The 25386-nt window shown below is 30.8% G+C and carries 23 protein-coding genes and 1 riboswitch; of the genes, 7 read left to right on the forward strand and 16 right to left on the reverse strand.

The features are described from left to right. Positions 1–11: 11 nt before the first annotated feature. The 4 genes from mutL to bsdtw1_RS09635 all read left to right on the forward strand — a co-directional run bounded on the left by mutL (position 12) and on the right by bsdtw1_RS09635 (position 4558). On the forward strand, positions 12–1949 hold the full coding sequence (mutL, locus tag bsdtw1_RS09620; protein WP_183277361.1) for a DNA mismatch repair endonuclease MutL: 1938 nt from the start codon (positions 12–14) through the stop codon (positions 1947–1949). A 12-nt stretch (positions 1950–1961) separates the two neighbouring features. Next, positions 1962–2894 (forward strand): tRNA (adenosine(37)-N6)-dimethylallyltransferase MiaA, encoded by a 933-nt coding sequence (miaA, locus tag bsdtw1_RS09625; protein WP_183277362.1) that lies wholly within the window; start codon positions 1962–1964, stop codon positions 2892–2894. A gap of 45 nt (positions 2895–2939) precedes the next feature. Next, on the forward strand, positions 2940–3185 hold the full coding sequence (hfq, locus tag bsdtw1_RS09630) for an RNA chaperone Hfq (protein WP_183277363.1): 246 nt from the start codon (positions 2940–2942) through the stop codon (positions 3183–3185). A gap of 92 nt (positions 3186–3277) precedes the next feature. Continuing rightward, the gene (locus tag bsdtw1_RS09635) at positions 3278–4558 is read left to right on the forward strand and encodes a methionine gamma-lyase family protein (RefSeq protein ID WP_183277364.1); all 1281 of its coding nucleotides are present in this window, start codon (positions 3278–3280) and stop codon (positions 4556–4558) included. Positions 4559–4627: 69 nt separating this feature from the next. On the opposite strand, the gene lexA is transcribed toward bsdtw1_RS09635, so the two are convergent. Beyond that, a complete protein-coding gene (lexA, locus tag bsdtw1_RS09640; protein WP_183277365.1) occupies positions 4628–5230 on the reverse strand; it encodes a transcriptional repressor LexA in 603 nt (200 codons plus the stop codon). Positions 5231–5630: 400 nt separating this feature from the next. Between lexA and bsdtw1_RS09645 the strand changes: the two genes are divergently transcribed. Beyond that, positions 5631–6014, forward strand: coding sequence for a hypothetical protein (locus bsdtw1_RS09645; protein ID WP_183277366.1), 384 nt, complete (start codon positions 5631–5633; stop codon positions 6012–6014). A gap of 22 nt (positions 6015–6036) precedes the next feature. On the opposite strand, the gene bsdtw1_RS09650 is transcribed toward bsdtw1_RS09645, so the two are convergent. Both bsdtw1_RS09650 and purB read right to left on the reverse strand, forming a co-directional pair. After that, on the reverse strand, positions 6037–7038 hold the full coding sequence (locus tag bsdtw1_RS09650; protein ID WP_183277367.1) for a tyrosine recombinase XerC: 1002 nt from the start codon (positions 7036–7038) through the stop codon (positions 6037–6039). 813 nt (positions 7039–7851) lie between these two features. Next, positions 7852–9282, reverse strand: coding sequence for an adenylosuccinate lyase (gene purB / locus bsdtw1_RS09655; RefSeq protein ID WP_183277368.1), 1431 nt, complete (start codon positions 9280–9282; stop codon positions 7852–7854). A 143-nt stretch (positions 9283–9425) separates the two neighbouring features. On the opposite strand from purB, the gene bsdtw1_RS09660 reads away from it, so the two are divergent. Further along, positions 9426–9647 (forward strand): DUF378 domain-containing protein, encoded by a 222-nt coding sequence (locus bsdtw1_RS09660; RefSeq protein WP_183277369.1) that lies wholly within the window; start codon positions 9426–9428, stop codon positions 9645–9647. A 37-nt stretch (positions 9648–9684) separates the two neighbouring features. Here the strand turns inward: bsdtw1_RS09660 and bsdtw1_RS09665 are convergent, their stop codons facing one another. From bsdtw1_RS09665 to bsdtw1_RS09675, 3 genes are all read right to left on the reverse strand, one after another. Further along, complete coding sequence (locus bsdtw1_RS09665) at positions 9685–9945, reverse strand: HPr family phosphocarrier protein (protein ID WP_183277370.1); 261 nt, start codon at positions 9943–9945, stop codon at positions 9685–9687. A gap of 91 nt (positions 9946–10036) precedes the next feature. Continuing rightward, the gene (locus bsdtw1_RS09670) at positions 10037–11230 is read right to left on the reverse strand and encodes a pyridoxal phosphate-dependent aminotransferase (RefSeq protein WP_183277371.1); all 1194 of its coding nucleotides are present in this window, start codon (positions 11228–11230) and stop codon (positions 10037–10039) included. A 12-nt stretch (positions 11231–11242) separates the two neighbouring features. Beyond that, complete coding sequence (locus tag bsdtw1_RS09675) at positions 11243–12073, reverse strand: PHP domain-containing protein (protein ID WP_183277372.1); 831 nt, start codon at positions 12071–12073, stop codon at positions 11243–11245. A 370-nt stretch (positions 12074–12443) separates the two neighbouring features. Here bsdtw1_RS09675 and bsdtw1_RS09680 point away from each other — a divergent pair, with 370 nt between their 5' ends. After that, on the forward strand, positions 12444–12926 hold the full coding sequence (locus bsdtw1_RS09680) for a hypothetical protein (RefSeq protein WP_183277373.1): 483 nt from the start codon (positions 12444–12446) through the stop codon (positions 12924–12926). Positions 12927–13579: 653 nt separating this feature from the next. On the opposite strand, the gene bsdtw1_RS09685 is transcribed toward bsdtw1_RS09680, so the two are convergent. The 10 genes from bsdtw1_RS09685 to recA form a co-directional block, all read right to left on the reverse strand. Next, positions 13580–15325, reverse strand: a complete 1746-nt coding sequence (locus bsdtw1_RS09685) for an ABC transporter ATP-binding protein (protein WP_244638141.1) — start codon at positions 15323–15325, stop codon at positions 13580–13582. Next, positions 15315–17060, reverse strand: coding sequence for an ABC transporter ATP-binding protein (locus tag bsdtw1_RS09690; protein ID WP_183277375.1), 1746 nt, complete (start codon positions 17058–17060; stop codon positions 15315–15317). Before bsdtw1_RS09690 ends, bsdtw1_RS09685 begins: the two co-directional genes overlap by 11 nt. 109 nt (positions 17061–17169) lie before the next feature. Continuing rightward, positions 17170–17502 (reverse strand): YkvA family protein, encoded by a 333-nt coding sequence (locus bsdtw1_RS09695; protein ID WP_244638142.1) that lies wholly within the window; start codon positions 17500–17502, stop codon positions 17170–17172. An 18-nt stretch (positions 17503–17520) separates the two neighbouring features. Then, complete coding sequence (locus bsdtw1_RS09700; protein WP_183277376.1) at positions 17521–18051, reverse strand: Chromate resistance protein ChrB; 531 nt, start codon at positions 18049–18051, stop codon at positions 17521–17523. A gap of 213 nt (positions 18052–18264) precedes the next feature. Next, complete coding sequence (locus bsdtw1_RS09705) at positions 18265–19269, reverse strand: ABC transporter substrate-binding protein (protein ID WP_183277377.1); 1005 nt, start codon at positions 19267–19269, stop codon at positions 18265–18267. After that, on the reverse strand, positions 19250–20032 hold the full coding sequence (locus bsdtw1_RS09710) for an ABC transporter permease (RefSeq protein WP_183277378.1): 783 nt from the start codon (positions 20030–20032) through the stop codon (positions 19250–19252). The genes bsdtw1_RS09705 and bsdtw1_RS09710 overlap by 20 nt, the downstream gene beginning before the upstream one ends. Further along, positions 20032–20796: an ABC transporter ATP-binding protein gene (locus tag bsdtw1_RS09715; protein WP_183277379.1), complete on the reverse strand. Its 765-nt coding sequence runs from the start codon at positions 20794–20796 to the stop codon at positions 20032–20034. The genes bsdtw1_RS09710 and bsdtw1_RS09715 overlap by 1 nt, the downstream gene beginning before the upstream one ends. 217 nt (positions 20797–21013) lie before the next feature. Next, a riboswitch (TPP riboswitch) is annotated at positions 21014–21113 on the reverse strand. Between the two features lie 157 nt (positions 21114–21270). Further along, positions 21271–21531, reverse strand: coding sequence for a stage V sporulation protein S (locus tag bsdtw1_RS09720; protein WP_183277380.1), 261 nt, complete (start codon positions 21529–21531; stop codon positions 21271–21273). Positions 21532–21913: 382 nt separating this feature from the next. After that, entirely contained in the window at positions 21914–23458 is a 1545-nt protein-coding gene (gene rny / locus bsdtw1_RS09725; RefSeq protein WP_183277381.1) for a ribonuclease Y, read from the reverse strand. A 254-nt stretch (positions 23459–23712) separates the two neighbouring features. Continuing rightward, the gene (gene recA / locus bsdtw1_RS09730) at positions 23713–24795 is read right to left on the reverse strand and encodes a recombinase RecA (protein WP_183277382.1); all 1083 of its coding nucleotides are present in this window, start codon (positions 24793–24795) and stop codon (positions 23713–23715) included. Between the last annotated feature and the right edge of the window lie 591 nt (positions 24796–25386).

The raw sequence follows: 25386 nt of genomic DNA on the forward strand, positions 1-25386 counted from the left end.
GTGGTGATAATTTGAAAAGAATTAATCTACTGGATACTAATACTTCAAATAAAATAGCAGCTGGAGAAGTTGTCGAAAGACCTTCTTCAGTGGTTAAAGAGCTAATAGAGAATAGTATAGATGCTAAAGCTAAGAAGATAGTCTTAGAGATAGAAAACGGCGGAGAAAGTCTTATAAAGGTTACTGATGATGGCAATGGAATACATCCAGATGATATCGAGAAAGCATTTATGCCTCATGCTACTAGCAAAATACAAACAATTGAGGATGTTTATAATATAAACACATTAGGTTTTAGAGGTGAAGCGCTTCCGAGTATTGCTTCAATATCTTATATAAACATAAAATCCAAGAGTGCTGAGTTTGATACTGGTAGGATGCTTCAAATCGAAGGTGGAAAAACAGTTATAAATGAAGAAGTGAGCATGCCAAATGGAACTCAAATCGAAGTAAAAGATTTGTTTTTCAACGTTCCTGCCAGAAAAAAGTTTTTAAAATCTCAATCTAGAGAAGCTGCTTTGATAAATGAGATAATAAGTAGAATAGCTATAGCTAACCCTGACATAGCTATTGAATATCATAACAATGGAAAAAAGGTATTTAATACATATGGAAATGGCAACATGCTAGATGCTATAAGAACGATATTTGGCAAGAATATAGTAGATAACCTCATTTATTTTGAAGGTCATACTGATACTTCTTCTGCTTATGGATATATAGGCAAAGAAGAAATAAGCAGAGGTTCTCGTAATAATCAAATTCTTTTTGTAAATAAACGTTATGTAAAAAACAGATTAGCTACTGTAGCTGTTGAAAATGCTTTTAAATCTTTCAGTACAGTAAATAAGTTTCCGTTTTTTATTCTACTTATTGATATTTATCCTGAGCTTATAGATGTTAACATTCATCCCCAAAAAGCTGAAATAAAATTTAAGGATGATAGAAGTATATATAAGATTGCTTTTGATAGTGTTCATAAAGCGTTAAAAGATGATGTTTTTGAGTCTTTTAAATTACCGGAAGAACAAGTTCATGAGGAAAAGGTAGAAAATATTCCACTAGATTTAGATTTTCATAATTTTGATAAAGTTTATCATCCATATGTAAAGCCTCAAAATGATTATATAGTTAAAGAAAATGATGATGAAGCTACTTATGAAGATAAGCAGCAAGTTGTAGACTTACCTGTTGATTTAAAACCTATTTCTTTTAATGCTGAAGAGGTAGCAGTCAACAACCAAAATGATGAGGATGATAATAGGTATTTAGAAGTAAGTAGACCTTATGTTGAAAGTAACCAGAGCGTTGAAACTGATAGCTCAGTTAAGAATACTTATAAAGTCGTAGAAGAAAAGAGTAATGCTAAAATACCTAACCTTAGAATTATAGGTCAGTTTAACAAAACATATATTATAGGTGAATACGACGATACCATGTACTTAATTGATCAGCATGCAGCACACGAAAAAATCCTTTTTGAAAAATACCTAAAGGATATAGAAAACTCTCATATACAGGTTCAAAGCTTACTGGTACCTTGTGTAATAAATTTAATAATGGACGACTATGAGATTATTCTAGAAAATAAATCAATATTTGAAAAAGCAGGTTTTCTTATCGAGGATTTTGGAGATAATAGTATATTGTTAAAGGAAGTTCCTTACTTTTTGGATAAACTTAATCCTAAAAGTCTGCTCCTAGATCTTATTGATAATTTAAAAAATCTTGGTTCAGGCAAGACTACTGAAGTTAAGTATAATAGAATTGCCACAATGGCTTGTAAAGCTGCTGTAAAAGCTCATGATTTGTTAAGTACCGAAGAGATGTATGAACTACTAAATACTCTTAGATTCATCGATGACCCGTTTCATTGCCCACATGGAAGGCCTACAATAATTAAATTAACGCTTAATGAATTAGAAAAGAAATTTAGAAGGATACAATAAAGGAATAGACTTATGGAAAAGAAGAAATTATTAGTACTCGGAGGACCTACTGCAGTTGGAAAAACTGATATATCCATAAAATTAGCTAAAGAGCTAAATGGCGAAATAATATCAGCTGATTCGATGCAAATATATAAATACATGGATATAGGTTCTGCAAAAGTTACGGAAGTTGAGATGGATGGGGTTAAACATTATATGATTGATGTTGTACATCCTAAAGATGAATTCAGTGTTTCAGACTTCAAAGATCTAGCTAAAGGCTATATCGAGGATATATACAGCAGAGGCAAATTACCTATAATTGCAGGAGGTACTGGTTTATATATAGATTCAATAATATGCAACTTAAGCTTTACTGATAGTAAGAAGGATGAAGAATATAGAGTTTATCTAGAAAGTTTAGCTGACGAACATGGAAACAAATATATTCATGAGATGCTTAAGGTTATTGATATGGAAAGTTATGAAAATATCCATTTCAATAATAGAAAAAGAGTTATAAGAGCCCTTGAGGTACATAAAACTACAGGAAAAAAGTTTAGTGAGTATAAAGAAAAAGAATCTATTTATCAATGCGATTATGATCTTTATTATTATGTTCTAACCATGGATAGAGAAAAACTTTATAACCGTATTAATAAAAGAGTAGACATTATGCTTGATAATGGCCTAATTGAAGAAGTAAAGATGTTAATGGATATGAATCTTACTCCAGAAATGCAGTCAATGAAGGGGATAGGTTATAAAGAGATTTTATACTACCTACAGGATAAAATTTCTTTGGAAAAAGCTATAGAGCTGATAAAACAAGGAAGTAGAAACTACGCAAAAAGGCAACTCACATGGTTTAGAAAAGACCCTCGAGTTGTATATTTAGATAAGGATATATTGTCAGATGGCGAAATAATAAACAAAATAGTTGATGACATAAATATTCAATAGCATTATAATAATATATAAGATTAAGAAAATTTGGAGGTTACGGTTATGAACAAGTCAACAAATAATTTACAGGACATTTTCCTAAATGGCGCAAGAAAGAATAAGATTTTAGTTATAATACATTTAGTTAACGGATTCCAATTGAAAGGTTTTGTAAAGGGTTTTGATAGCTTTACTGTTGTTCTAGATTCAGATGGAAAACAGATGCTAGTTTATAAACATGCGATAACTACAGTAACCCCAGCAAAGCCAATACTATTTAATACACCACAAGTTGATGAAAGTTTATAAGTATTAGCATAGGCAAACAAATTGTTTGCCTAATTTTTATTCATATGATAATATTAAGGTTATTGTTTTAGGATAAATTTGGAGGTTTATACATGTTTGATATTACAAAAGAATTTTTAAGAAAAAGCTATAATATTAGCGAAAATACCTTTGCTCTTTATGAAAAGGCTATTGAAGATGTACAAGAGCAATTTGATATGTATGATGAAATACGAGAGTTTAATCAATTAAAGGTTCTTAATGCACTTCAAGAAGAAAGAATAAGTGACACGCATTTTACTAACTCTTCTGGTTATGGATATGGCGATGTTGGTAGAGATGCTTTAGATAAGGTTTATGCGAGAGTTTTTAACACAGAGAGTGCGTTAGTTAGACCGCATTTTGTAAATGGAACTCATGCTATAGGAGCTGCTTTGTTTGGGAATCTTAGACCTAATGATACTTTATTTACTGTAAGTGGTAAGCCGTATGATACTTTACATAATATTATTGGAATAAGCGGAAATGAAAACATAGGTTCTTTAAAAGAATATGGTGTTAATTATAAACAAGCGGATTTGACTCCAAAAGGAAAATTCGATTTTGAAGTAATAGAAAAAGAGTTAAGAGAAGATAAAAGCATAAAAGTTGTACATATGCAAAGAAGTACAGGTTATGGATGGAGAAATTCTTTTTCTGTAGCAGAATTAGGAGAAGCCATAAAGCTTGTAAAATCAATTAGAGAAGATGTTATAGTGTTTGTGGACAACTGTTATGGAGAATTTATTGATACTATTGAACCAACAGATGTTGGCGCTGATTTAATAGCTGGTTCCTTAATTAAAAATATAGGTGGCGGGATAGCGCCTACAGGTGGATATATAGCAGGTAAGAGTGCATACGTAGAACAGGCTGCATTCAGATTGACCATCCCTGGAATAGGAGGAGAGTGCGGTTCTACTTTTGGAGTAATGAGACAGTTATTCCAAGGTTTATTTCTTGCACCTCATGTAGCTATTGAGGCTGTAAAAGGAGCGGTATTCTGTGCTAGAATCATGGAACTTGCAGATTTTGAGGTTCTACCAAAGTTTGATGAAAAAAGAAGCGATATAATTCAGGCTATTAAATTCAATAATCCTGAAAAGCTAATTAAGTTCTGTAAGGGAATCCAAAAAGGATCGCCTGTAGACTCTTTTGTTGAATGTGAACCATGGGATATGCCTGGATATAACGATCAAGTTATAATGGCTGCAGGAGCATTTATACAGGGATCATCTATTGAATTATCTGCAGATGCACCTATTAGAGAACCTTATATTGCATACTTGCAAGGTGGATTAACTTTTGATCATGCAAAAATAGGTATATTAATAGCTTTATCTAATATAGGCTAATTAAACTTAAGCAAAATAAAAAGAACGGATTGAACCGTTCTTTTTTATTATCGAAGTTTTTTATGTAAACTAATATGATCTAAATAATCCAACTAAACGTCCTAAGATAGCGCAGTCATCTACTATTATTGGATCCATTGTTTTATTTTCAGGTTGTAATCTTATGTGATCATTTTCCTTGAAGAATCTTTTTATAGTAGCTTCTGTTTCAATTAAAGCAACAACTATTTCTCCATTGTTAGCATGACTAGATTGCTCTATTATAGCAAGATCACCATCTTCTATGCCAACATCTACCATACTATTACCACTAACTCTTAGAGCAAATAGTTCATTATCATGTTTGATGTAGTCTATAGGCATAGGAAAAACATCTTCTACATTTTCAGTTGCAAGTATTGGTTCACCTGCAGTTACCTTACCAACTATAGGTATATGTATCATTTCTTTTCTAGGCGTAGATAACTCAGCTATTTCTAAAGCTCTTGGCTTAGTAGGATCTCTCTTTATTAAACCCTTTTTTTCCAATCTTTTAAGATGACCATGAACAGTTGATGTTGATTTTAATGAAACAGCTTCACATATTTCTCTTACTGAAGGTGGGTATCCTTTGTTTTCAGTATAATTTTTTAGGAATTCATATATCTCATTTTGTTTAGTATTTTCAAGCATAACTTACACCTCTCAATCTAATTAACTAAATTATATCACAGATGTTAGTAGTAATCAAACGAACGTTCTCTATTTATTGATATTATTGCTAAGGTTTGATATAATTACTTGGTATATTAACATATAATATTGACAATACATGCAAAGTAGAATAGTATACTTTAGTAGAACTATAACTTTGTGTTTTATTTTATTGAGTGAAGGTTGTAAAATCATTAGATAATTGAAGATTATTACAAATTTATATTTAAAGATAGAGTGGAGATAATCATAGATAAAAAGATATTCAATTTCTGCTATTTTAAATGAATAAGTTAATTTGTACAGTCAATAATCTATATAAGCGATATCTTTTACAATGTGAACTTAATATTATAATCTTTAGGATAGGAGAGAAGAAATGAATACAAACGGAAATCTAGCAGATGAGTTATGTGATATTTTCCCTAACAAGGTATGCGATAATTGCGGAAAATGCCTTGAAAACGAGGGGGTAGACCTAAAAGCTATTAAGATTGAAGATATAGCTAGAAATGTTGATGAGAATGATTTTGTTGAAGAAGAATTAATAGAGTTAGATGAAGACAATTATGATGATTTAGATCTAGATGGCGTTGACGATGAAAGTGATGAAGTAATCTATGAAGATGAAGAATACGAAGACGCTTGGGATCATATAGAATACATAGATGATTTACAAGATATATTAGATGACGATATAAGTATACAAAAGCTAACTGAAGAAGTTTATCCTGGTCTAATTAAAATTAAGAGAAGAGAGTAGAAGAGCGTTCATTTTGAACGCTCTATTTATATCTATTTATTTTTGAAAGTGGATTTGAATTTACAGCTTCTCTTAGACCTTCGTCATCTATATGAGTATATATCTGTGTAGTTGAAACGCTTTCGTGACCTAATATTTGTTGAAGGCTTCTTATATCAACATTGCCGTACTTATACATTAGGGTAGCAGCAGTGTGTCTAAGTTTATGAGGAGTGTATTTATCTTGTGTTAATCCGCTGTTTGTAATATGTTTTTTCACCAGGATTTCAACGGTTCTTTTATCGATTTTTTTATTTCTAGAAGAAAGAAATAAAAACTTTTTGTTTTCTGCATCGCATTTAGAAGAATCTCTTGCGGCAATATATTTTTGAATTGAATCCAGAGAAGCTTCGTTTAAATATACAGTTCTTTCTTTATTACCTTTACCTATTATGGTAAGAGTGTCATTTTTGATTTTATCTATTTGGATATTACATAATTCAGATAATCTTAATCCGCAATTTAAAAATAGTGTTAAAATACAATAATCCCTTAAATAATTTTTATTTTTCTGATCTAAGGAATTAAGCAAATTGATGCTTTGATCTAATGTAAGATATACTGGATGTCTTTTGCTTATCTTAGGTGTTTCTAATTCTACAGTAGGATCTTCAGTAAGGATTTTTGCCTTTGTAGAAATAAACTTGAAATAAGATTTTAAAGCGGCGACCTTTCTAGCTCTGGCATAAGTTCCATTGATTCTTTGTTTTTCTACAAAACTCATAAAGGCGTATAGATCAGTAAGTTTTATAGTCCTTAAGAAGTTTTCATCTATATCTGTTAAAGGAATTTCATTAAAATCAATTTCAGGATTACATAATCCTTTATATAATTTTATAAATCTAAAAAATACAGTTAAATCGAATTTATACCCAGCAATAGTTCTTTCGGATTTACCTTTTATTGTTTCTAGGTAATTTAAAAAATCTATAACTGAATTTGGCAGGTTATTATATGCTTGAATTGCTTTTATATCATATTTCATTGAAAAATCTCCTTAATCATCGGTTCTTTTTAAATTATACCATATTTTCCTTTAAAAATATAGGATAATTTCGCTAAATTAGCATTTAGCGAAATTAATTTTACGCTTTTTTAGGAGTTTTTACTGATTTTAATCATATAAATCATCATTTCTTGCTTTGATCTTTCAATTTTCTTTATAAGCTCAATGATTTTGTCTTTAAATTTATACCAATTTAAAATATGCTAAATTTGATCACTTGATTATATGATTTTTAATTTATTAGCGAGAATTTATTTTTATTCTATAAAACTACATATTTTGCCAATAAAATCTTCTTTAAAAATAACCTTGCATTTTGACGAAAATTTTCTACGGAGAATTTTTAAAATCATTACTATGTATCTTACATAATTTCTAAAAATCTTATTTTTCTACAAATTAACTATTTATTTTTGTTGAATTTTATTATAATTATTTGAAATGCTATATTAAATATTCTTATAACAATTAATATTAACTTATTATACTAATACTTAATGTTTTTTATTTATTCATATATTTAAATATATACTTAAAACCTTTATTTTTTATTCGTAAATCACATATCACTTAAAAATGTAAGATTAAGCTTAGTTGATATCATAACTTTATTTTATTACTTCTTTATTTTCTACAAATGAGAATTATTTTCTCTTTCTACTTTTATTGTTAATAACCTCCAATAAGTTCATAACATAACATATTAAACATTATGTAAAGTTGATATTAATAAAATAAGGTTAAGAAATCTAATTTGATTTCTTAACCTTATTAATTTGAATTTAAATTCTATTAAACATTAATTTGAGCTTCTACACCTAATAATTCTTTATTAGCTTCAAGCACTGGTGAAACTTCATCTCTTAAGAATTCAACCACTTGACCTGGTGCTCTACCAACAAATTTAATCGGATCTATTATGTTGTATATTTCTTCTTTGGATAATAAGAAACTATCATCAGCAACAATTCTTTCTATTAAATCATTGTTCAATCCTTCTTCTTTCACTCTTCTAGCTGCATCCATTGAATGTACTCTTATTTTCTCGTGCATTTCTTGTCTGTCTGCTCCCCTTTTTACAGCTTCCATCATTATGTTTTCTGTAGCCATAAAAGGTAATTCGTTAAACACATGTGCTGATATTACTTTATCATACACAACCATGTTTTCGGCTATATTTATATAAAGATTTAAAACTCCATCTAAAGCTAAGAAAGCTTCAGCTACAGCTATTCTCTTATTTGCAGAATCATCTAGGGTTCTTTCAAACCATTGAGTAGAAGCTGTTATAGCAGGATTTAAAGCATCTACAACTATGTATCTAGCTAAAGCGCCCATTCTTTCTGAACGCATAGGATTTCTCTTATACGCCATTGCTGAAGATCCTATTTGATTTTTTTCAAACGGCTCCTCTACTTCCTTCATACTTTGAAGAAGTCTTAAGTCATTACTGAACTTGTAAGCACTTTGAGCCACTTCAGATAATGTATTAAGTACTATAGAATCAACTTTTCTAGGATATGTCTGGCCAGTTACAGCATAACTACTAGTATACCCCATTTTTTCAGCAACCATTTTATCTAAGGTTCTTATTTTTTCTTCATCGCCATCAAACAAAGTCATAAAACTTGCTTGAGTTCCGGTAGTTCCTTTAACTCCTCTTAGCTTTAGCTTTTCGATAACAAAGTCTAAGTTTTCAAGATCGATCAGTAGATCTTGAATCCATAATGTAGCTCTCTTCCCTACTGTGGTAAGCTGAGCTGGTTGGAAATGTGTAAATCCAAGTGTAGGTAAATCTTTATATTTATTTGCAAAATTACTTAAATGATTTATAACATTTATAAGCTTCTTTTTAACTAATAATAAAGCATCTCTCATTATTATTATGTCAGTATTGTCCCCTACATAACAACTAGTTGCTCCTAGATGAATTATTCCTTTAGCACTAGGACATTGTAATCCGTACGCATATACATGACTCATAACATCATGTCTTACTTCTTTTTCTTTCTTTATTGCTTCATCATAATTTATATCGTATATATGCTCTTTGAGCTCATTAACTTGCTCTTCAGTTATATTTAATCCTAATTCCCTTTCGCTCTCCGCTAGTACTACCCAAAGCTTTCTCCAAGTAGAAAACTTCATATCGTCGGAAAATAAATACGACATCTCTTTAGATGCATATCTTGAATTTAAAGGTGTGCTATACAAATTTCTCATTTTCTTTCCTCCTGCGAATAAAATGTAAAAAAATACAGTTATCATTCGTATTATATCATATTTTTTCTTTTTTTACAGGTATATTTTATTATTTATTTTAATATATATACTATGGGAATTTAATTTGATGGGAGTTGAAAATTGTGTACAAGCTAAGTCTTATCGACAAGCTAAGTTTTTTACTAGTACTTATAGGAGCAATTAACTGGGGGTTAATAGGATTGCTTAATTTTAATCTAGTTAAGCTAATCTCTCTAGGCAACTGCTATATCGAAAGAATAATTTACATTTTAGTATTTGCTGGTGCCGTGAACCTAATAGTCGTATTATTAAGAAGTAAAACTGTTTACAAAAAAAGTTGCTGAACATAAATAAAAAAGGTTCCTTTCGGAACCTTTTTTATTATTCGTCTAATCCTTCGATTAATTTAACGATTTCTTCAGCAGCTAAAGTTTCGTCATCTCCTGAAGCTATAACTTTTATGTTAGCATCTTTAGTAACGCCTAAAGAAAGAACTCCTATTAAACTCTTAACATTAGCTTTCTTTCCATTGAATTCAATGCTAATATCAGATTTAAATGATGATGCCTTCTTTACTAATAATGTTGCTGGTCTAGCATGTAAACCAGTTGAATTTTTAACTAATACGTCTTTAGTTACCATTATATCCACCTCTTTAATTATATTTTATATCATTAACTATTACATTATAATAATTTTTGGACAAAATATCAATAAGTTTTGGACAAGTTGGTTATTTTAGTTTATTTATAAAAGATTTTAATCTTTTTACACCTTCTTCTATATTGTCTATGGAAGTGGCATAAGATAATCTAATATAGTCATCAAGTCCAAAAGCTATACCAGGAACAGTGGCTACAGCACTAGTTTCTAGCAGAAGTTCAGAAAACATTTTTGAATCTTCAATTATAGTTTCTCCAAATTTCTTTTTTAAATAATATGATATATTTACCATTACATAAAAAGCTCCGTTAGGATTAATTATTTTTACGTTTTCTACCTCATTTAGCCTATCTACCATATAATTTCTTCTTTTTTCAAATTCACATACCATATCCTCTACTAATTTCACAGGAGAATTTAATGCTTCAATGGCAGCATACTGAGCTATTGTATTTGGATTTGAGGTCATATGGCTTTGTATGCTAGACATTAGTTTTATCACGTTTTCTGGACCAGCAGCATAACCTATTCTCCATCCTGTCATAGCATATGTTTTCGAAAGTCCATTTATTACTATTGTTCTATTAAAAGCATCCTCTGATACAGCTGCAATACTAAAATGTTTTTCTCCACCATATATTAGTTTCTCATAAATTTCATCGGACACTATATAAAGATCATTTTCTTTAGCAAAATTAGCTATTACAACTAATTCTTCTTTAGAATATATAGTTCCAGTAGGATTATTCGGAGAATTTAATAACAAAGCTTTTGTTTTTGATGTTAAGCTTTGTTTTAAATTTTCTATAGTGTATTTGAAATCATTTTCCTCTTCACACTGTACATAAACAGGAACTCCATCTGCTATTTTAATAAGTTCAGGATAACTTACCCAGTAAGGTGTTGGTACTATTACCTCATCACCAGGATTTAATATAGCTAAAAATAAGTTTCCTAAGCATTGTTTAGCTCCATTAGAAATAATAACCTGTGAAGGCGAATATTCTAATCCATTGTCATCTGAAAATTTCTTACATACAGCCTTTTTTAATTCTAAAAGTCCTGATGCAGGTGTATATTTAGTGTGCCCATTTTCCATAGCACTAATTGCAGAATCAATAATATTCTTAGGAGTATTAAAATCTGGTTCTCCTGCTGCAAAACTTATTACGTTAACCCCAGTTTTCTTCATTTCATTTGCTTTTGCTGTTATTGATAATGTTATAGAAGGCGTTAAAGCTTCTATTTTTTTTGATAATGTCATGATACCCCACCTTTATAATTTATTATAAAATCTAACAATCTTATCTAAGTATTCTTTATCAATTCCATATTGTCCAATTAAGTTACTGCCATCATTAGAACATACTCCGTGACAATCACTACCACCCGCAACTAAAAGTTTATATTTTTTACAAAGATTAAAAAATTTATTTACTTGCATGCCTGAATGACTTGGGTGAAAAACCTCTACTCCATAAAGACCATAATCTTTTAATCTTTTTATTACCTTCTCCACATCTATATTTCTATAGATCTTGCCAGGATGAGCTAGAATTGGAATTCCTCCGGCTTTTCTTATCAAGCTTAAGGTTTCAGTGTAATTAAATTTATATCTTTCTACATAAGCAGGACGACCCTTAATAAGATAATTAGTAAAAGCTGCCTTATAATTATCTACATAACCTTTCTCAACTAGAATCTTAGCTATATGAGATCTTCCAGCAGTATCCCTACAACAACATTCAATGTCCTGTAAGCTAATATCTATAGAAAGCTTATTTAGTTTTAATATAATCTGTCTTATCCTGTCTAACCTTATGTGCTTAAGCTTATTCATAGCATCGTTAAGTTCTACATTATTGATATCTATAAAATAGCCTAGTATGTGTAACTCCGAATCGTTGCAGATAGTGCTTATCTCAACTCCAGGTATAATATTAACTGAAGTATCACAACCCTTTAAAGCAAATTGTGAGCATATTGAGTCATGATCCGTAATAGAAATAGTATTTATGTTCTTTTGTTCTGCGATATGTATTATTTCTGAAGGGCTTAATACCCCATCAGAGTAATTAGAATGTATATGCAAATCGGCATACTTCATCTCAGCACCTTATTTCCATTTTATATATTAAAATATATCATTATTGATTGTAAATGTAAATATGGAGCTCCATTACAAAAGGCTAATTTATGCATGTTAGAAAATCCTTCAACTATGAATTTTAGATATGAATAAATTAATAATTGGAGTTGAAACCATGTAATTCAGAACAAATAAACAGTTATTTTAATATATTGTAAAAATGTGGATATATACAAGACACATATTTTGTGATATACTAAGATAGTTACAGAAGAATGCGCCTAACGGTGCAAAACAATTTTATCCATAAATTAAGATATTATTTGGCTCTTGTGATTTTTATTGCAAGAGTCTTTTATTTTTATTTAATAAAAATTTAGGAGGAAAAATGGAAATATTAATAGTATTTTTACTAAAACTACTGGACAACACTTTGGGTACAATGAAAAACATATATCTAGCCCGTGGAAAGTTCTTCTTTTCGAGCTTACTAGCCGCGTTGTCTACAACTATATACATGATTGCTGTTGTGAGAATGGCAAAGTCAGACGGTATACTAAGCATTGTGGCTATATGTGCCGCAACATTTATCGGGACTCTAATTCCAGGGCTTGCAGTTAAAAAGTCTGAGAAAGAGAAGCTTTATATATTTGATATTACAGCAGATAACATGCACAGCGGCAAGGAGTTTGCAGATATTTTAAGAAGTGCGAATATCGCTATAAAAACCAGTGTTGTCTACGACCAGATGATGACAAAAACGCTTTCAATAAAAGCATACTGCGCCAACAAGGAAGAAAGCAAAATCGTGAATAAAATTATATCACCATCATTCAAATACAATGTTTATGCACCAATGAGTTTGGAGTAAGATCCACTTAGTGTCATTGTTTTAAATAGCTAAGATATCACCTCTTCTTATCCAATAGAACTCTTCAGAGTTCTTAACAGCTCTTTATTTATTGAAACCCTTAAACCACTTTCTGTAGAATGGAATATTATCATTTTGATTTTCCGCATAACTCCATTCTTAAGGGTTACATATTCAATTATTATCTAAGGCTTTATTACCTATACTTTCTATAAATATAAATCCTTTAATCTCTTTATCACTTAAATAACTTATTTTTATTGTTTCTACTCTTTTATTCTATAATTCCTCTTCAGAAGTAATCTTTAAAAATGAGTCTACTAACTCTTTACTACTGTTAGCTATTATATAATATATACTTTTGAAAGTTATAATGCCTAATATCATTTTTAGTCGAACTGGTACATTCTTAATAGTTCAATATATGCAATATAGAAATGTACATCCTTCACTTTTGTTGTATTTCCATATACGCAAATTCGCATTTTATGAAAGATTGCTTATGGAATCAAATCAATTGTACTGATTTTTGCGATTTACCCTATTGATTTGAGATTTACTTTTTTATATAAAGAGCTGTGAACTAATTATTTAGCTCACAGCTCTTTAGTCTTCATTTTTTAAATTACTATTTATCTATCCTTACATATACATTAACTCCATGTCAGTTTCTCTAAAGTAATATGGCTACGATACCAAGCATCATTTTCTAAAAGCTCTTCAGGAGAACCTACATTTTTAACTCTGCTATGTTCCAATATAACCACTGTATCACATGCAATTATAGAGGATAAACGATGAGATATGGACAATATCGTATGTGCCTCACTTGCCTTTTGAAGTACTGACACTATTTTCTCTTCTGTAATTGAATCAAGATTAGCTGTAATTTCATCCAGCAGAAGTACAGGTGGATTGGTTACAATAGCCCTAGCTATGGACAAAAGCTGTTTTTGACCTTGCGAAAAAAAGGTATCACTAGTTACTTTAGTATCCATTCCATTTTCCAAGGCTGACACATATTCTGCAAGACCTACAAAGTCCAAAGCTTTTTCTATTTGCTCTCTCGTAATACTTTCATCTTGAATACTTATTTGTTCTGCTACTGTCCCCTTTATTATATGAAAGCTTTGATCAACATAACCGAAAATTTTGCGTTTTTCAGAGTTTTTTATATCATAAACATCGACACCATTTATTGTAATACTTCCTTTTGTTGGTTTTAAAAGACCCATTATAAGTTTAAATAATGTGGTTTTCCCTACTCCTGTTCTTCCTACAAATGTAACCTTTTCGTTTGGTTTCAAATTAAGGTTAATATTTTGAAGAACATCACTGCCTTCTTCGTATTGAAATGTGATGTCGTTAAAGGATATTCTTACATCTTCTCGGTTTGGAATGATGTCTTCCAGCTTTAGTTCATCTTTTTTTAGGTCATCCTCTGGTTCCCCATAAAAATCATTTACTCTTTTAATACCTGATACTGCCTGCTGGATGTTTTGAAGCTCCATTCCAAGATTCTCAATTGGTGCAAACAAGTTAGATATTAATTCAATTGATGCTGCAACCATCCCCAGGGATATACCAAGAAAGTTCAGATGCTTAGATGACAGTACTACAATAAAGGCTATAACAAAAGCACGGGTAAGCTGAATCAATGGGGAATATACAGAATCATAAAAATTTACCGTCTCTACTGTTTTGTAATTATCAAGCAAATACTTCTTATAATTATCTTCCATATAACCTTCTTTGCTGTAGGATTTTATCATTTGTATATTTTTTAAGCTTTCTGAAATATGATTATTTACCCTACCGATAAGTATTCGATTTTCAATCTGTGCTTTAAGCATTCTTTTTTGAAAAAGCCGTGTAATGCCATAAATAGCTGGCAGTAATAATAAGATTGTAATTCCAAGTTTGCTGCTAAACATCCAAATTGAAATTACAATACCTATTAGCTTAAAGCAGTCAACCATCATTCCGATAATTCCACTTGTAAACAGTGAATTGATAGCATCAACATCATTTATAAACCTTGATACCACTACCCCCGAACTATTGGATGAAAAGAAATTTGCATTTATCATTTCAAGCTTTTCCATCATTTCAATTCTAATTTCCTTTGTAATCTTTTGTCCTAAAACTGTAAGAAAAGCTTCTTTAACAAAATCAAATATTCCAATAAAGACCAACACTCCGATATAAGCAAAAGCAAATGAAAATAATTTATCTGAGTCTTTGGGTACAAGGTTATGGTCAACTATATATTTTAAAATTTGAGGAGGAATTAAACTTGTAACAACAACACCGCAGACAGCAATTACTAATATTATACTTGTCCAAATATTATCTTTAATTACTTTAACTATTGACCTTTTTATTAAACTATTCTCCACTTCCATCACACCCCTCTAAACATTGGAAATTATATATTGTGGAATAATATTCAGATTTTTTCATAAGTTCATCATGTGTACCGTAATCTGCTGTCTTATCGCTTTTTAATAAAATAATATTATTTATTCTGCTAAAAATAGCTAAACGATGAGAGATTAGTATAATCAAGCTATTTCTATAATTGGTTTTTAGGTTTTCAATAATTTTTTCTTCTGTTTTCATATCAACTGCAGAAAAAGGATCATCTAATATTATAATTTTATTTTTATTTAGAAGCGCCCTTGCAAGAGCTATTCTGGCTTGCTGACCTCCGCTTAATTTTATCCCACCGTTTCCTACTAAGGTTTTTTGATCATTCGTCATTGCTTCTAAATCTGTATCAAAACAAACATCCTTTAATACAGAATTAATATCTTTATTGCTTCCTAATGTTATATTGTTGTAAATAGTATCGGAAAGCAGCTGAGGCTTATGACCCAAGTAAGAAATTATTTGGCTTCGCTCATACTCTGAGTAATCCTTAAGTTCCTTACCATCAATTTTAATGCTTCCTAAATAAGGATACAGACCTAATAGAGATATCCCAAGTGTAGATTTGCCTGAAGCAATAGAACCTGTTAAACCTATGATCTCTCCTCCCTTTCCACCGAAACTGATATGCTCAATAATTTTTTCCTTATCTTCTCCATAAGAGAAACTAAGATTATCTACTGAAAGTGAGGTGTCACCATTATTTATATTAGAAGTTTTTTCTTTAATCTTATATTCTTCCAGATACGGTTTAATTCGTTTCCACGAAACCTGTGATTTTTGCACAGAATTAAACAGCTTTGCTGCTTTACTTGCCTTTACCGCCATGGCTGTAAACATTGCAATATACGTAGAAAAAACTCCTACAGTCCAGTCTCCAATAATAACCTTCGTACCTCCAAGGTAAATTACCATAATTATTCCAATCATTGCGATAATATTATATACAGGCTGCATAGAATTTTCTAATATATTTGCTTTAATAGCCTTATTTTGCAAATCCTCTAGTTCATCATTATACCTTGCTCTGTTTTTAGCTTCCATACCTGTTACACGATAAAGAATGGAATTTTCAATTATATCATAGGTGATATCTGTAACCTCACTGCTCTGCTTACGATAATCCTTTGAGTATTTATATATAACACTTTTTAATTTTTCAGCAATTACAATAGCAACTGGAACAAAAATAATAGAAAGCAAAGTTATTTTCACATCATAAGCAAGCATTGTTACCAGGTAAGATATCATAAGAACACCAGTATCAAATACTTCAGTGGTAAACTTCCTCATACCTTCCACACATAAATCAACATCAGAAATAGCTCTTGTCATGAGGTTACCAGTATTCTCATTATCCAGCTCTGAAGTGCTTTTTTGCATTATATTATTGTATATCATAAGCCGCATAGTTGCACTTGTGCTGTTAGCAAAACGCCTTATATAAAACCGCTTAAAATAGCGTAGAAGTTGAACAGTTCCTATTATCAGTAAATAGGTAACTGCTACTGTTAGCGCATATAATAAACTTCCCCCAGTAGCAATAGCGTCTATGAGTTTTCCCTGGTATATTGGTCCTAAAACAATTGAGACATTAAAAGATATTCCGAATATTATAATGCAGACAACAACAAATTTTTCTTTTTTCCAATAGTTTATAGCTTTATCCGGATGTTTCATAGGTTCTATTTTTAATTTGGACATAGTAAATCCCCCTCTGTTTTAAGCAAACCTTTATCAGGTACAAAAGCTAAATTTTTCTCACCAATCATCTCTTTATAAATCTTATAATCACATCAGATATTATTAATATCTAAATCAACATAATAATTCTACCACCTATGTAATTTTTGGGTTTTCCCTTTGAAAAAACATCTTCTGCTGATTCCCTACAAATTTCTTTAACACTATTAGGTATAAGTCTTAAGGACAGCCAAATTAGCGCAGGAAGCACAATTGCATCATCAACAAATCCAAGTACAGGTATAAAATATGGTATGATATCTATAGGACTTAGAGCATATCCAGCAGTTATAATAACTGTCAACTTTGCATACCACGGAGTCAATTCATGCTTATATGCAAGATAAAGTATCGCTATATTAGATTTCAACTTTTTAGCCCATTGTTTTATTTTTGTTATCACTACAATCCTCCCTGAAATCTACGTCTTTTCGTCTATTTCAAAAACTTTATTGCTAAATTCAGCTAATAATGATGAACATCCATCAATTCTCTTCAATACTTCATTTTTCATTGGACATCCGAAATAATCCTTTTTTTCTATCTTTTTTAACCAAGTATTAAGTTTATCTATCTCGTGGTCATTTTCCTCTATCTCAGCAAAGGTAAAATTCTCTCTTTTAGTTTCCCGTTCAATTTCAGCTTCGAAATCATCACACTTCTCAATCAGTTCTTTATAATCCGCTTCTCTTTCCTTATTAAACTGCTCGATTAATTTTTTGTTTTTTAATTCCTCATCTATTAAAGTAATACAGCTAATACTTTGACCTCCACTAGTATTAATTTGTTCTTCAAGCCTCTTAAACTCCTCTTTGCTCTCTTTAGTTTCAGGTAATATCCAGATAGATTGAAAAACATTTAGTGCTCCAATAGATTTTAATCTTCTCCATACAGCCATTCTATTTTTTTGTGGTTCTCTTGGTATTTGATATATCAAAGTTCTCCAGTTCAATTTTCCACTTCCTTTATTATGTATATGTAATACTGGTTACATGTAATACTGGTTACATGAATAATATAGTACTGCTTACATATAATGTCAATGTTTATTGGAAAGATATTAGCCGAACAAATATTTTCTTTTAAAATTATCTTCTTCTTGACTTAAAAGAAAAAAGTACCTAGAGCTTTTTTGCTATAGGTACTTTTCTTATACTGTATAAGATTATTGAATTAGATCCTTACCTTCAACTTTTCCTTTTAGTAAATTCTTATCTTGTAACCATTTAATATTCTTATCCCAAACATTCTCATCTTGACTTAAGAACTTACCGCTTTCATTTTCCATAAGCGGAAGTAATATACTTAAACTCTTCTTTTCAACTTCTGAATCAAGTGGGAAATCTTTATTTTGAGCCTTTAAAACTAAATCTAAAGCTTTATCTGGATTGTTTTTGGTATATTCAAAACCTTTTTTCGCAGCTGCTAAGAATGCTTGTATTGCACTATTATTATTCTTAAGTCCATCTTCACTTGCAATAAATGCTAGTTCATAGCTGTTTGCTACTCCATAATCTACTGGATTGAAAGTGATAAGTTCAATACCTTCTTTTTCTAAAAGTAGCTTTTCGTGGTTTATATATCCACCTATTATTGCATCAACTCTTTTTGTTTCCATTGCAGGCATCAAATCGTAGCCAACATCTACAAAGTTTACCTTTGAAGCATCTGCCCCAGCAGCAGTAACCATTGCCTTAACTGTTTCCTTATCAATATCAAAGGATGCATATCCAACCTTTTTACCTTCTAGATCTTTTAAAGTTTTAACTCCTGAATCCTTACGTACCATAAGCTGATTTAATGGGCTTCTAACTATTGCACCAACAGACTTAACTGGAATGTTTTCGCCCCTTGCTAAGATCACTTGTTTAGGGTAGCTTATAGCTAAGTCAGCTTTATTTGCTGCCACTAATTTAATTCCATCATCTGTACCTGCAGGTGTAATTAAATTAACTTTTAATCCAGCTTCCTTAAAATAACCTTGTTCTTCTGCAGCATATAAGAATGTATGTACTGCGTTTGGATACCAATCTAAAAGAACATTAATCTCTTTTAATTCTTTAGTAGCACTTTTTTCGTCTTTATTATTGGATTTATTAGTACATGCACTTAAAAATAAACCTAACATTACTACCATAACTAATAAAATACTAATCTTTTTTAATTTCATAATTACTCTCCTTTATTACTCTTCTGTATTTTAATAAAATCTTTTCTAGCAAAAAACCTGTAGAAAATAAGGCTAATCCTAGAAATGATAAAACTAACACTCCTGCAAAAACCGAATCTGATTGCAGCATACCTGCTGTTCTCTTCACATATATACCTAAGCCTTTTTCTGCACCTAACCACTCTCCTATGGTAGCTCCTGCAACACTATAGGTAGCGGCTATCTTAAAGCTGCTTAAAAAATTAGGAAGCACAGTGTTCATATGAAGTTTAAAAAATATTTGAAACTTACTTCCACCTAGAGCTTTTAAAACATCCTCTAGATCCTTATCTACAGCATTTAGCCCATCCAACGTACTTATAACGATAGGAAAGAAGCAAAACAGTACTACTACAGCTACCTTTGACCATATGCTATATCCAAACCACATAACCATAATCGGAGATAAAGCTATTGTAGGGATTGTTTGAGAAAATACTATAATAGGATACAAGGTTTTCCCAACATTTCTCCAAAGATAAATGGAAAGAGCGCAAGAAATACCAATAATTACAGATATCATAAGCCCAAGTACCGCTTCTCCTAAGGTTATAATGGAATGTCCATATAATAGTTCCCTTTGAGTCCATAATGCTTTAAGCACCATAGATAGTCTTGGTATAATATATTTCGGCACTTTGAAGTATGGTATTAAAAACTCCCATGCTAGAAGTAGAAGTAATAAGAACATTAAAGGAAATATATAATCCTTTATCTTTTTCATCATGAATTCCCCCTATCATTCTCTTCCAACGCATCAAGAATATTTAAAATACTTCTTTTTAATTCTATAAACTCACTTGAAAGTGTAGTTTCATAGCTTCTTGGTCTATCTATATTAACCTCTATAGATTTTAAATTTTTGTATGGTACTTCAGTACAAATAAGTATCCTATCTGATAAAAGTAAAGCCTCATCTATATCATGGGTTATCATAAATACAGTATTCTTTTCCCTTTGACAAAGTTCTAAAAGCCACGTCTGCATCTTTCTTCTAGTTAATGCATCTAAAGAAGAAAAAGGCTCATCCAATAAAAGTACTGAAGGCTTATTTACTATAGCTCTTAAAAAAGAAGCTCTTTGTCTCATGCCACCAGATAATTCATAAGGGTAGTATTTTTCAGTTCCTTCAAGTCCAAAGTCTTTAAAATAAGCAGCTGCTATTTTCCTTGCTTCTTTTTTGCTGTGACCATTTAATTCAAGTCCAACTGATGTATTGTCAAGAATATTCCTCCAGGGCATTAGAGAGTCCTTTTGGGGCATGTAGCCTATTATATTTTTATTGTCGTCCTTCACCACTTCTATTGTACCTTTTTGTGGCTTAATCAAACCTAAAATCAATCTAAAGAGAGTGCTTTTCCCTGTGCCGCTTGGCGCAATAATTGTAACAAACTCATTTTTATCGATAGTAAGGGACAGATCATCAATTATCAACTTTTCTGAATCCTTATACTTAAACGATAAATTGTTAATTTCCAATACTTTCATATAAATTATCTAACTTTTTTATAGTCTCCATATCAAAATAAAATATTTTAGATATTACGAAAACTTGTACTAACCATGCCTACCAAATAGGATAACATTTTGAGAACAATTTTTCCGAAAACTTCAAAAAAACTCCTTTCAATCAGTATTTGCCATACCAACGAAAAGAGTTAATAATCTAATAATCGTAAATCCACATAACCTTAGATTTACCTGTCATATTGTCTTAAAACTTCCCTTCGCTGGCATTACCCAGTGCAGGTTCAAAGGGTCTGAAAAACTTCATCTCAGCCTTAATGGCCCCCCTAGCATTACAGATAAATTTTATAGTTTAAACCGAAAAATGTCAATAGTTTCATGATATTTATATAAATCTATATTTAAGAATATTATAAACATTAAGGATTTAATCGTATACAAAAAGGAGCTCGTACACATGAACTACTGTCATTTGTGTAAAAGCTCCTCTTAATATTATCTTGGTTGTACTATTAATTTTATTGCTGTTCTTTCTTCACCATCAATCATTATATCAGTGAAAGCTGGTACACACACTATATCTTTTCCACTAGGAGCAACGAAGCCTCTAGCAATTGCAATAGCCTTAACAGCTTGATTTATAGCTCCCGCACCTACTGCTTGTATTTCTACGATATTTTTTTCTTTTATTATAGCAGCTAATGCTCCTGCCACAGAGTTAGGATTAGATTTTGTTGATACTTTTAATACTTCCATTATTATATGACCTCCTAGAAATTTCGATATCGTTTACATAAAGTATAATAATTACCTACTTTATCTATATTCTATATAAACTCTGAAAAACCTCTTTTTTTAAATTTATTTTTTTAAAAATTTTATAAAATTTTTACAAATAATAAACAAGTCACTAAAAAGCATGAAAAATCACTGAAGCGACTTTCTTCAGTGATTTTTTACGCATATGACTTTCTGAATGTATATTAGGAAACTTACAGGCGAATAGGTTTTATTTTTTACTTTATAGCTACAAAAAATTCTAAAATATTGAAATATCTAGGTTTAATTAACTCAAAAATTTTATAATTTCATATACAGTAAAAAAATACATTTTGTTTTCACAAAATGTATTTTATAATTACTTGGCATAGTCAACTGCACGGGTTTCTCTAATAACATTTATTTTAATTTGTCCTGGATATTCTAATTGTTCTTCTATGTTCTTTACAATATTCCTTGCCATTTCAATGGCCCCTGCATCATCAACTTGATCTGGTTTAACCATAATTCTAATCTCTCTTCCAGCTTGAATGGCATATGACTTTTCTACACCTTCGTATGAATTTGCAATTTCTTCGAGCTTTTCTAATCTCTTAATATAAGCTTCTAAGGTTTCTCTTCTTGCGCCTGGTCTTGCTGCCGAAATTGCATCAGCTGCTTGAACTAGTACTGCTTCAAGAGATAGCATTTCTACATCACCATGATGAGCTGCTATAGCATTAACTACTATTGGTGATTCATGATATCTTTTAGCTAAATCTCCACCTATTAAGGCATGAGGTCCTTCATACTCTTGATCTACAGCTTTACCAATATCATGTAACAAACCAGCTCTTCTTGCGAGTGTAACATCTAAACCAAGTTCAGATGCCATAAGTCCTGCTAAGTATGAAACCTCAATAGAGTGTTTTAGAACATTTTGACCATAACTAGTTCTATACTTTAATCTACCTAGAAGTCTAATTAATTCAGGGTGTAGTCCGTGTACTCCGGTTTCGAAGGTAGCTTGTTCTCCTTCTTCCTTAATATCATTTTCCACATCCTTAGTTGCTCGTTCTACCATTTCTTCTATTCTAGCTGGGTGAATTCTACCATCTACAATTAATTTTTCTAGAGCGATACGCGCTACTTCTCTACGAATTGGATCAAAACTTGATAGTATTACTGCTTCTGGAGTATCATCAATAATCAAATCAACTCCTGTTAGTGTTTCTAAAGTCCTAATGTTTCTACCTTCTCTACCTATAATTCTGCCCTTCATTTCGTCATTAGGTAAAGCCACAACGTGTACAGTAGATTCTGAAACATGATCAGCGGCACATCTTTGAATAGCAGTAGTGATTATTTCTCTTGCTTTCTTATCCGCTTCTTCTTTTGCTTTAGTTTCAACTTCTTTAATCATTATAGCAGCATCATGTTTTATTTCCTTACTTATTTCGTCAAGAAGAATTTGCCTTGCTTCTTCACTAGATAGACTTGATATTCTTTCTAGCTCTTCGCGCTGCTTTGTGTATAATTCCTGTACACTATCCTCTAATTGTTGAACCTCTTGTATCTTTTTGTTGAGGCCCTCATCCTTTTTTTCTAAAGCATCACTTTTTTTGTCTAGAGATTCTTCTCTTTGTATTAATCTTCTCTCTAAACGTTGAATTTCATTTCTTCTTTCACGGGATTCTCTTTCAACATCACTTCTTAACTTATGAACTTCTTCCTTAGCTTCCAAAATTGATTCTTTTTTCAGTGCTTCTGCTTCTCTTTTTGCGTTATCCAAATTAGTTTCAGCTTCCTGTTCTAAGCTGGACATTCTACGTTTAAAAGTATTTTGAATTACTGAATACTCGATAATTCCTAGCACTATCAAAACTATTACACAAACTATAATTTCAATAATGTATCTTCCCATTATTAACACCTCCTTCGCACTATTTTAGCAATATATATTATAAGTAAATATGAAGGCGTAGTAAGGTGCATATTAAATTCTCACTGTAATTAAATGAATATGATAAACCAGTATTTGTTATTATTTTATATTAATTTTAAAATTATGTCAAGTTGATAGGTAAAAGCTTGTTAAAAACAATTTAATATCTTTATATATATTATTATTATCAATTGTTTGTAATTTATAACAAAAAAATAAATCGCATATGCGATTTATTTTTCTTCACCAGCTGACTTACCTTGTTTACCTTCTGCTTTAGTTGTAGCTACTTCTGCTTTAGCAGGTGTATTTGCTACAGTAAGTGGCAAACCATATTTTGATCTTATTTTATTTTCTATTTCAAATGCTATTTCAGGATTTTCTTTAAGGAATTGTTTTGCATTTTCTCTTCCTTGTCCTAATCTCACATCACCATATGAGAACCAAGCACCACTTTTTTGTATAATCTCATCTTTTACACCAACGTCAACTAAATTACCTGTCTTTGATATTCCTTCTGCATACATAATATCAAATTCAGCTTGTTTGAAAGGAGGTGCAACCTTATTCTTAACTATCTTGATTCTAGTTCTATTTCCAACAATACTTTCGCCTTGTTTTATTGAATCAATTCTTCTTATGTCCATTCTAACTGAAGCATAGAACTTTAATGCTCTACCACCTGTTGTTGTTTCTGGACTACCAAACATAACTCCAACTTTTTCTCTTAACTGATTAATAAATACAGCTACACACTTAGACTTATTTATAGTACCAGCCAATTTTCTTAAAGCTTGAGACATAAGTCTTGCTTGTAGACCAACGTGAGAATCACCCATTTCACCTTCAATTTCAGCTCTAGGAACTAGTGCTGCAACAGAGTCGATAACTATAACATCTATAGCACCAGATCTAACTAAGGCTTCTGTGATTTCTAATGCTTGCTCCCCTGTATCTGGTTGAGAAACAACAAGATTATCTATATCTACACCTAGAACTTTAGCATAGCTAGGATCTAGAGCGTGTTCTGCATCTATGTATGCAACTGCTCCACCAGCCTTTTGAGCTTCAGCTGCTATATTTAAAGCAACAGTTGTTTTACCTGAACTTTCAGGTCCATATATTTCTATTATTCTTCCTTTAGGAACTCCGCCAATTCCTAAGGCTATATCTAAGTCTAAACAACCTGTTGATATAACATCAAAATTTAATGTACTATGTTCACCTAATTTCATTATTGAGCCTTTTCCAAATTGTTTTTCTATTTGGCCCATAGCAGATTCTATAGCTTTAAGCTTTTCCATATCAATACCCATTGATAAACACATCCTCTCTCTATCGAACGTTTGTTCTATTTATATTATAAGGTACTTTAATATATAAGTCAACACTAATGTACACTTAAATTTAAAGTAATGCCTAGTAATTTTTTCTTTTAAAGGTTATAAAGATATCTTATTTTATATAATTCTACTATTGGGTTCCTGTATAGAAATTTAATTTATACCTTTTCTAAAATCATGTACTTATGATTTTTAGCATGTATAAATTAATAGTTGAGCTAGGAACCCTATATATGGATGTACACTTTAATTACAAAATTTATATTTTCAAATCTACCTCTCATTAGTCATCGGCATTTTCAAAATAAATCTCGGATTTAAGCGTTTTATTTTTAATTCCTAATGTAAGAAAGTAGTGCGATTTGAATTAACAGGATAGAAAAAATTTAAATTAACCGCATAACAGATGTACCACTTCAAGCCATAAACATCTTCTCATCATCATTTGACTAGATAATTTGAAAATATGCATTTAGTTATGAAGTGGTACATTTATTAAAATAAGTATACATCAAATAAAATCAACATTAGTTAATTTAACTACCATACTATCAATCATACAGT

The organism is Clostridium fungisolvens, assembly GCF_014193895.1.
Taxonomy (GTDB): domain Bacteria; phylum Bacillota; class Clostridia; order Clostridiales; family Clostridiaceae; genus Clostridium_AR; species Clostridium_AR fungisolvens.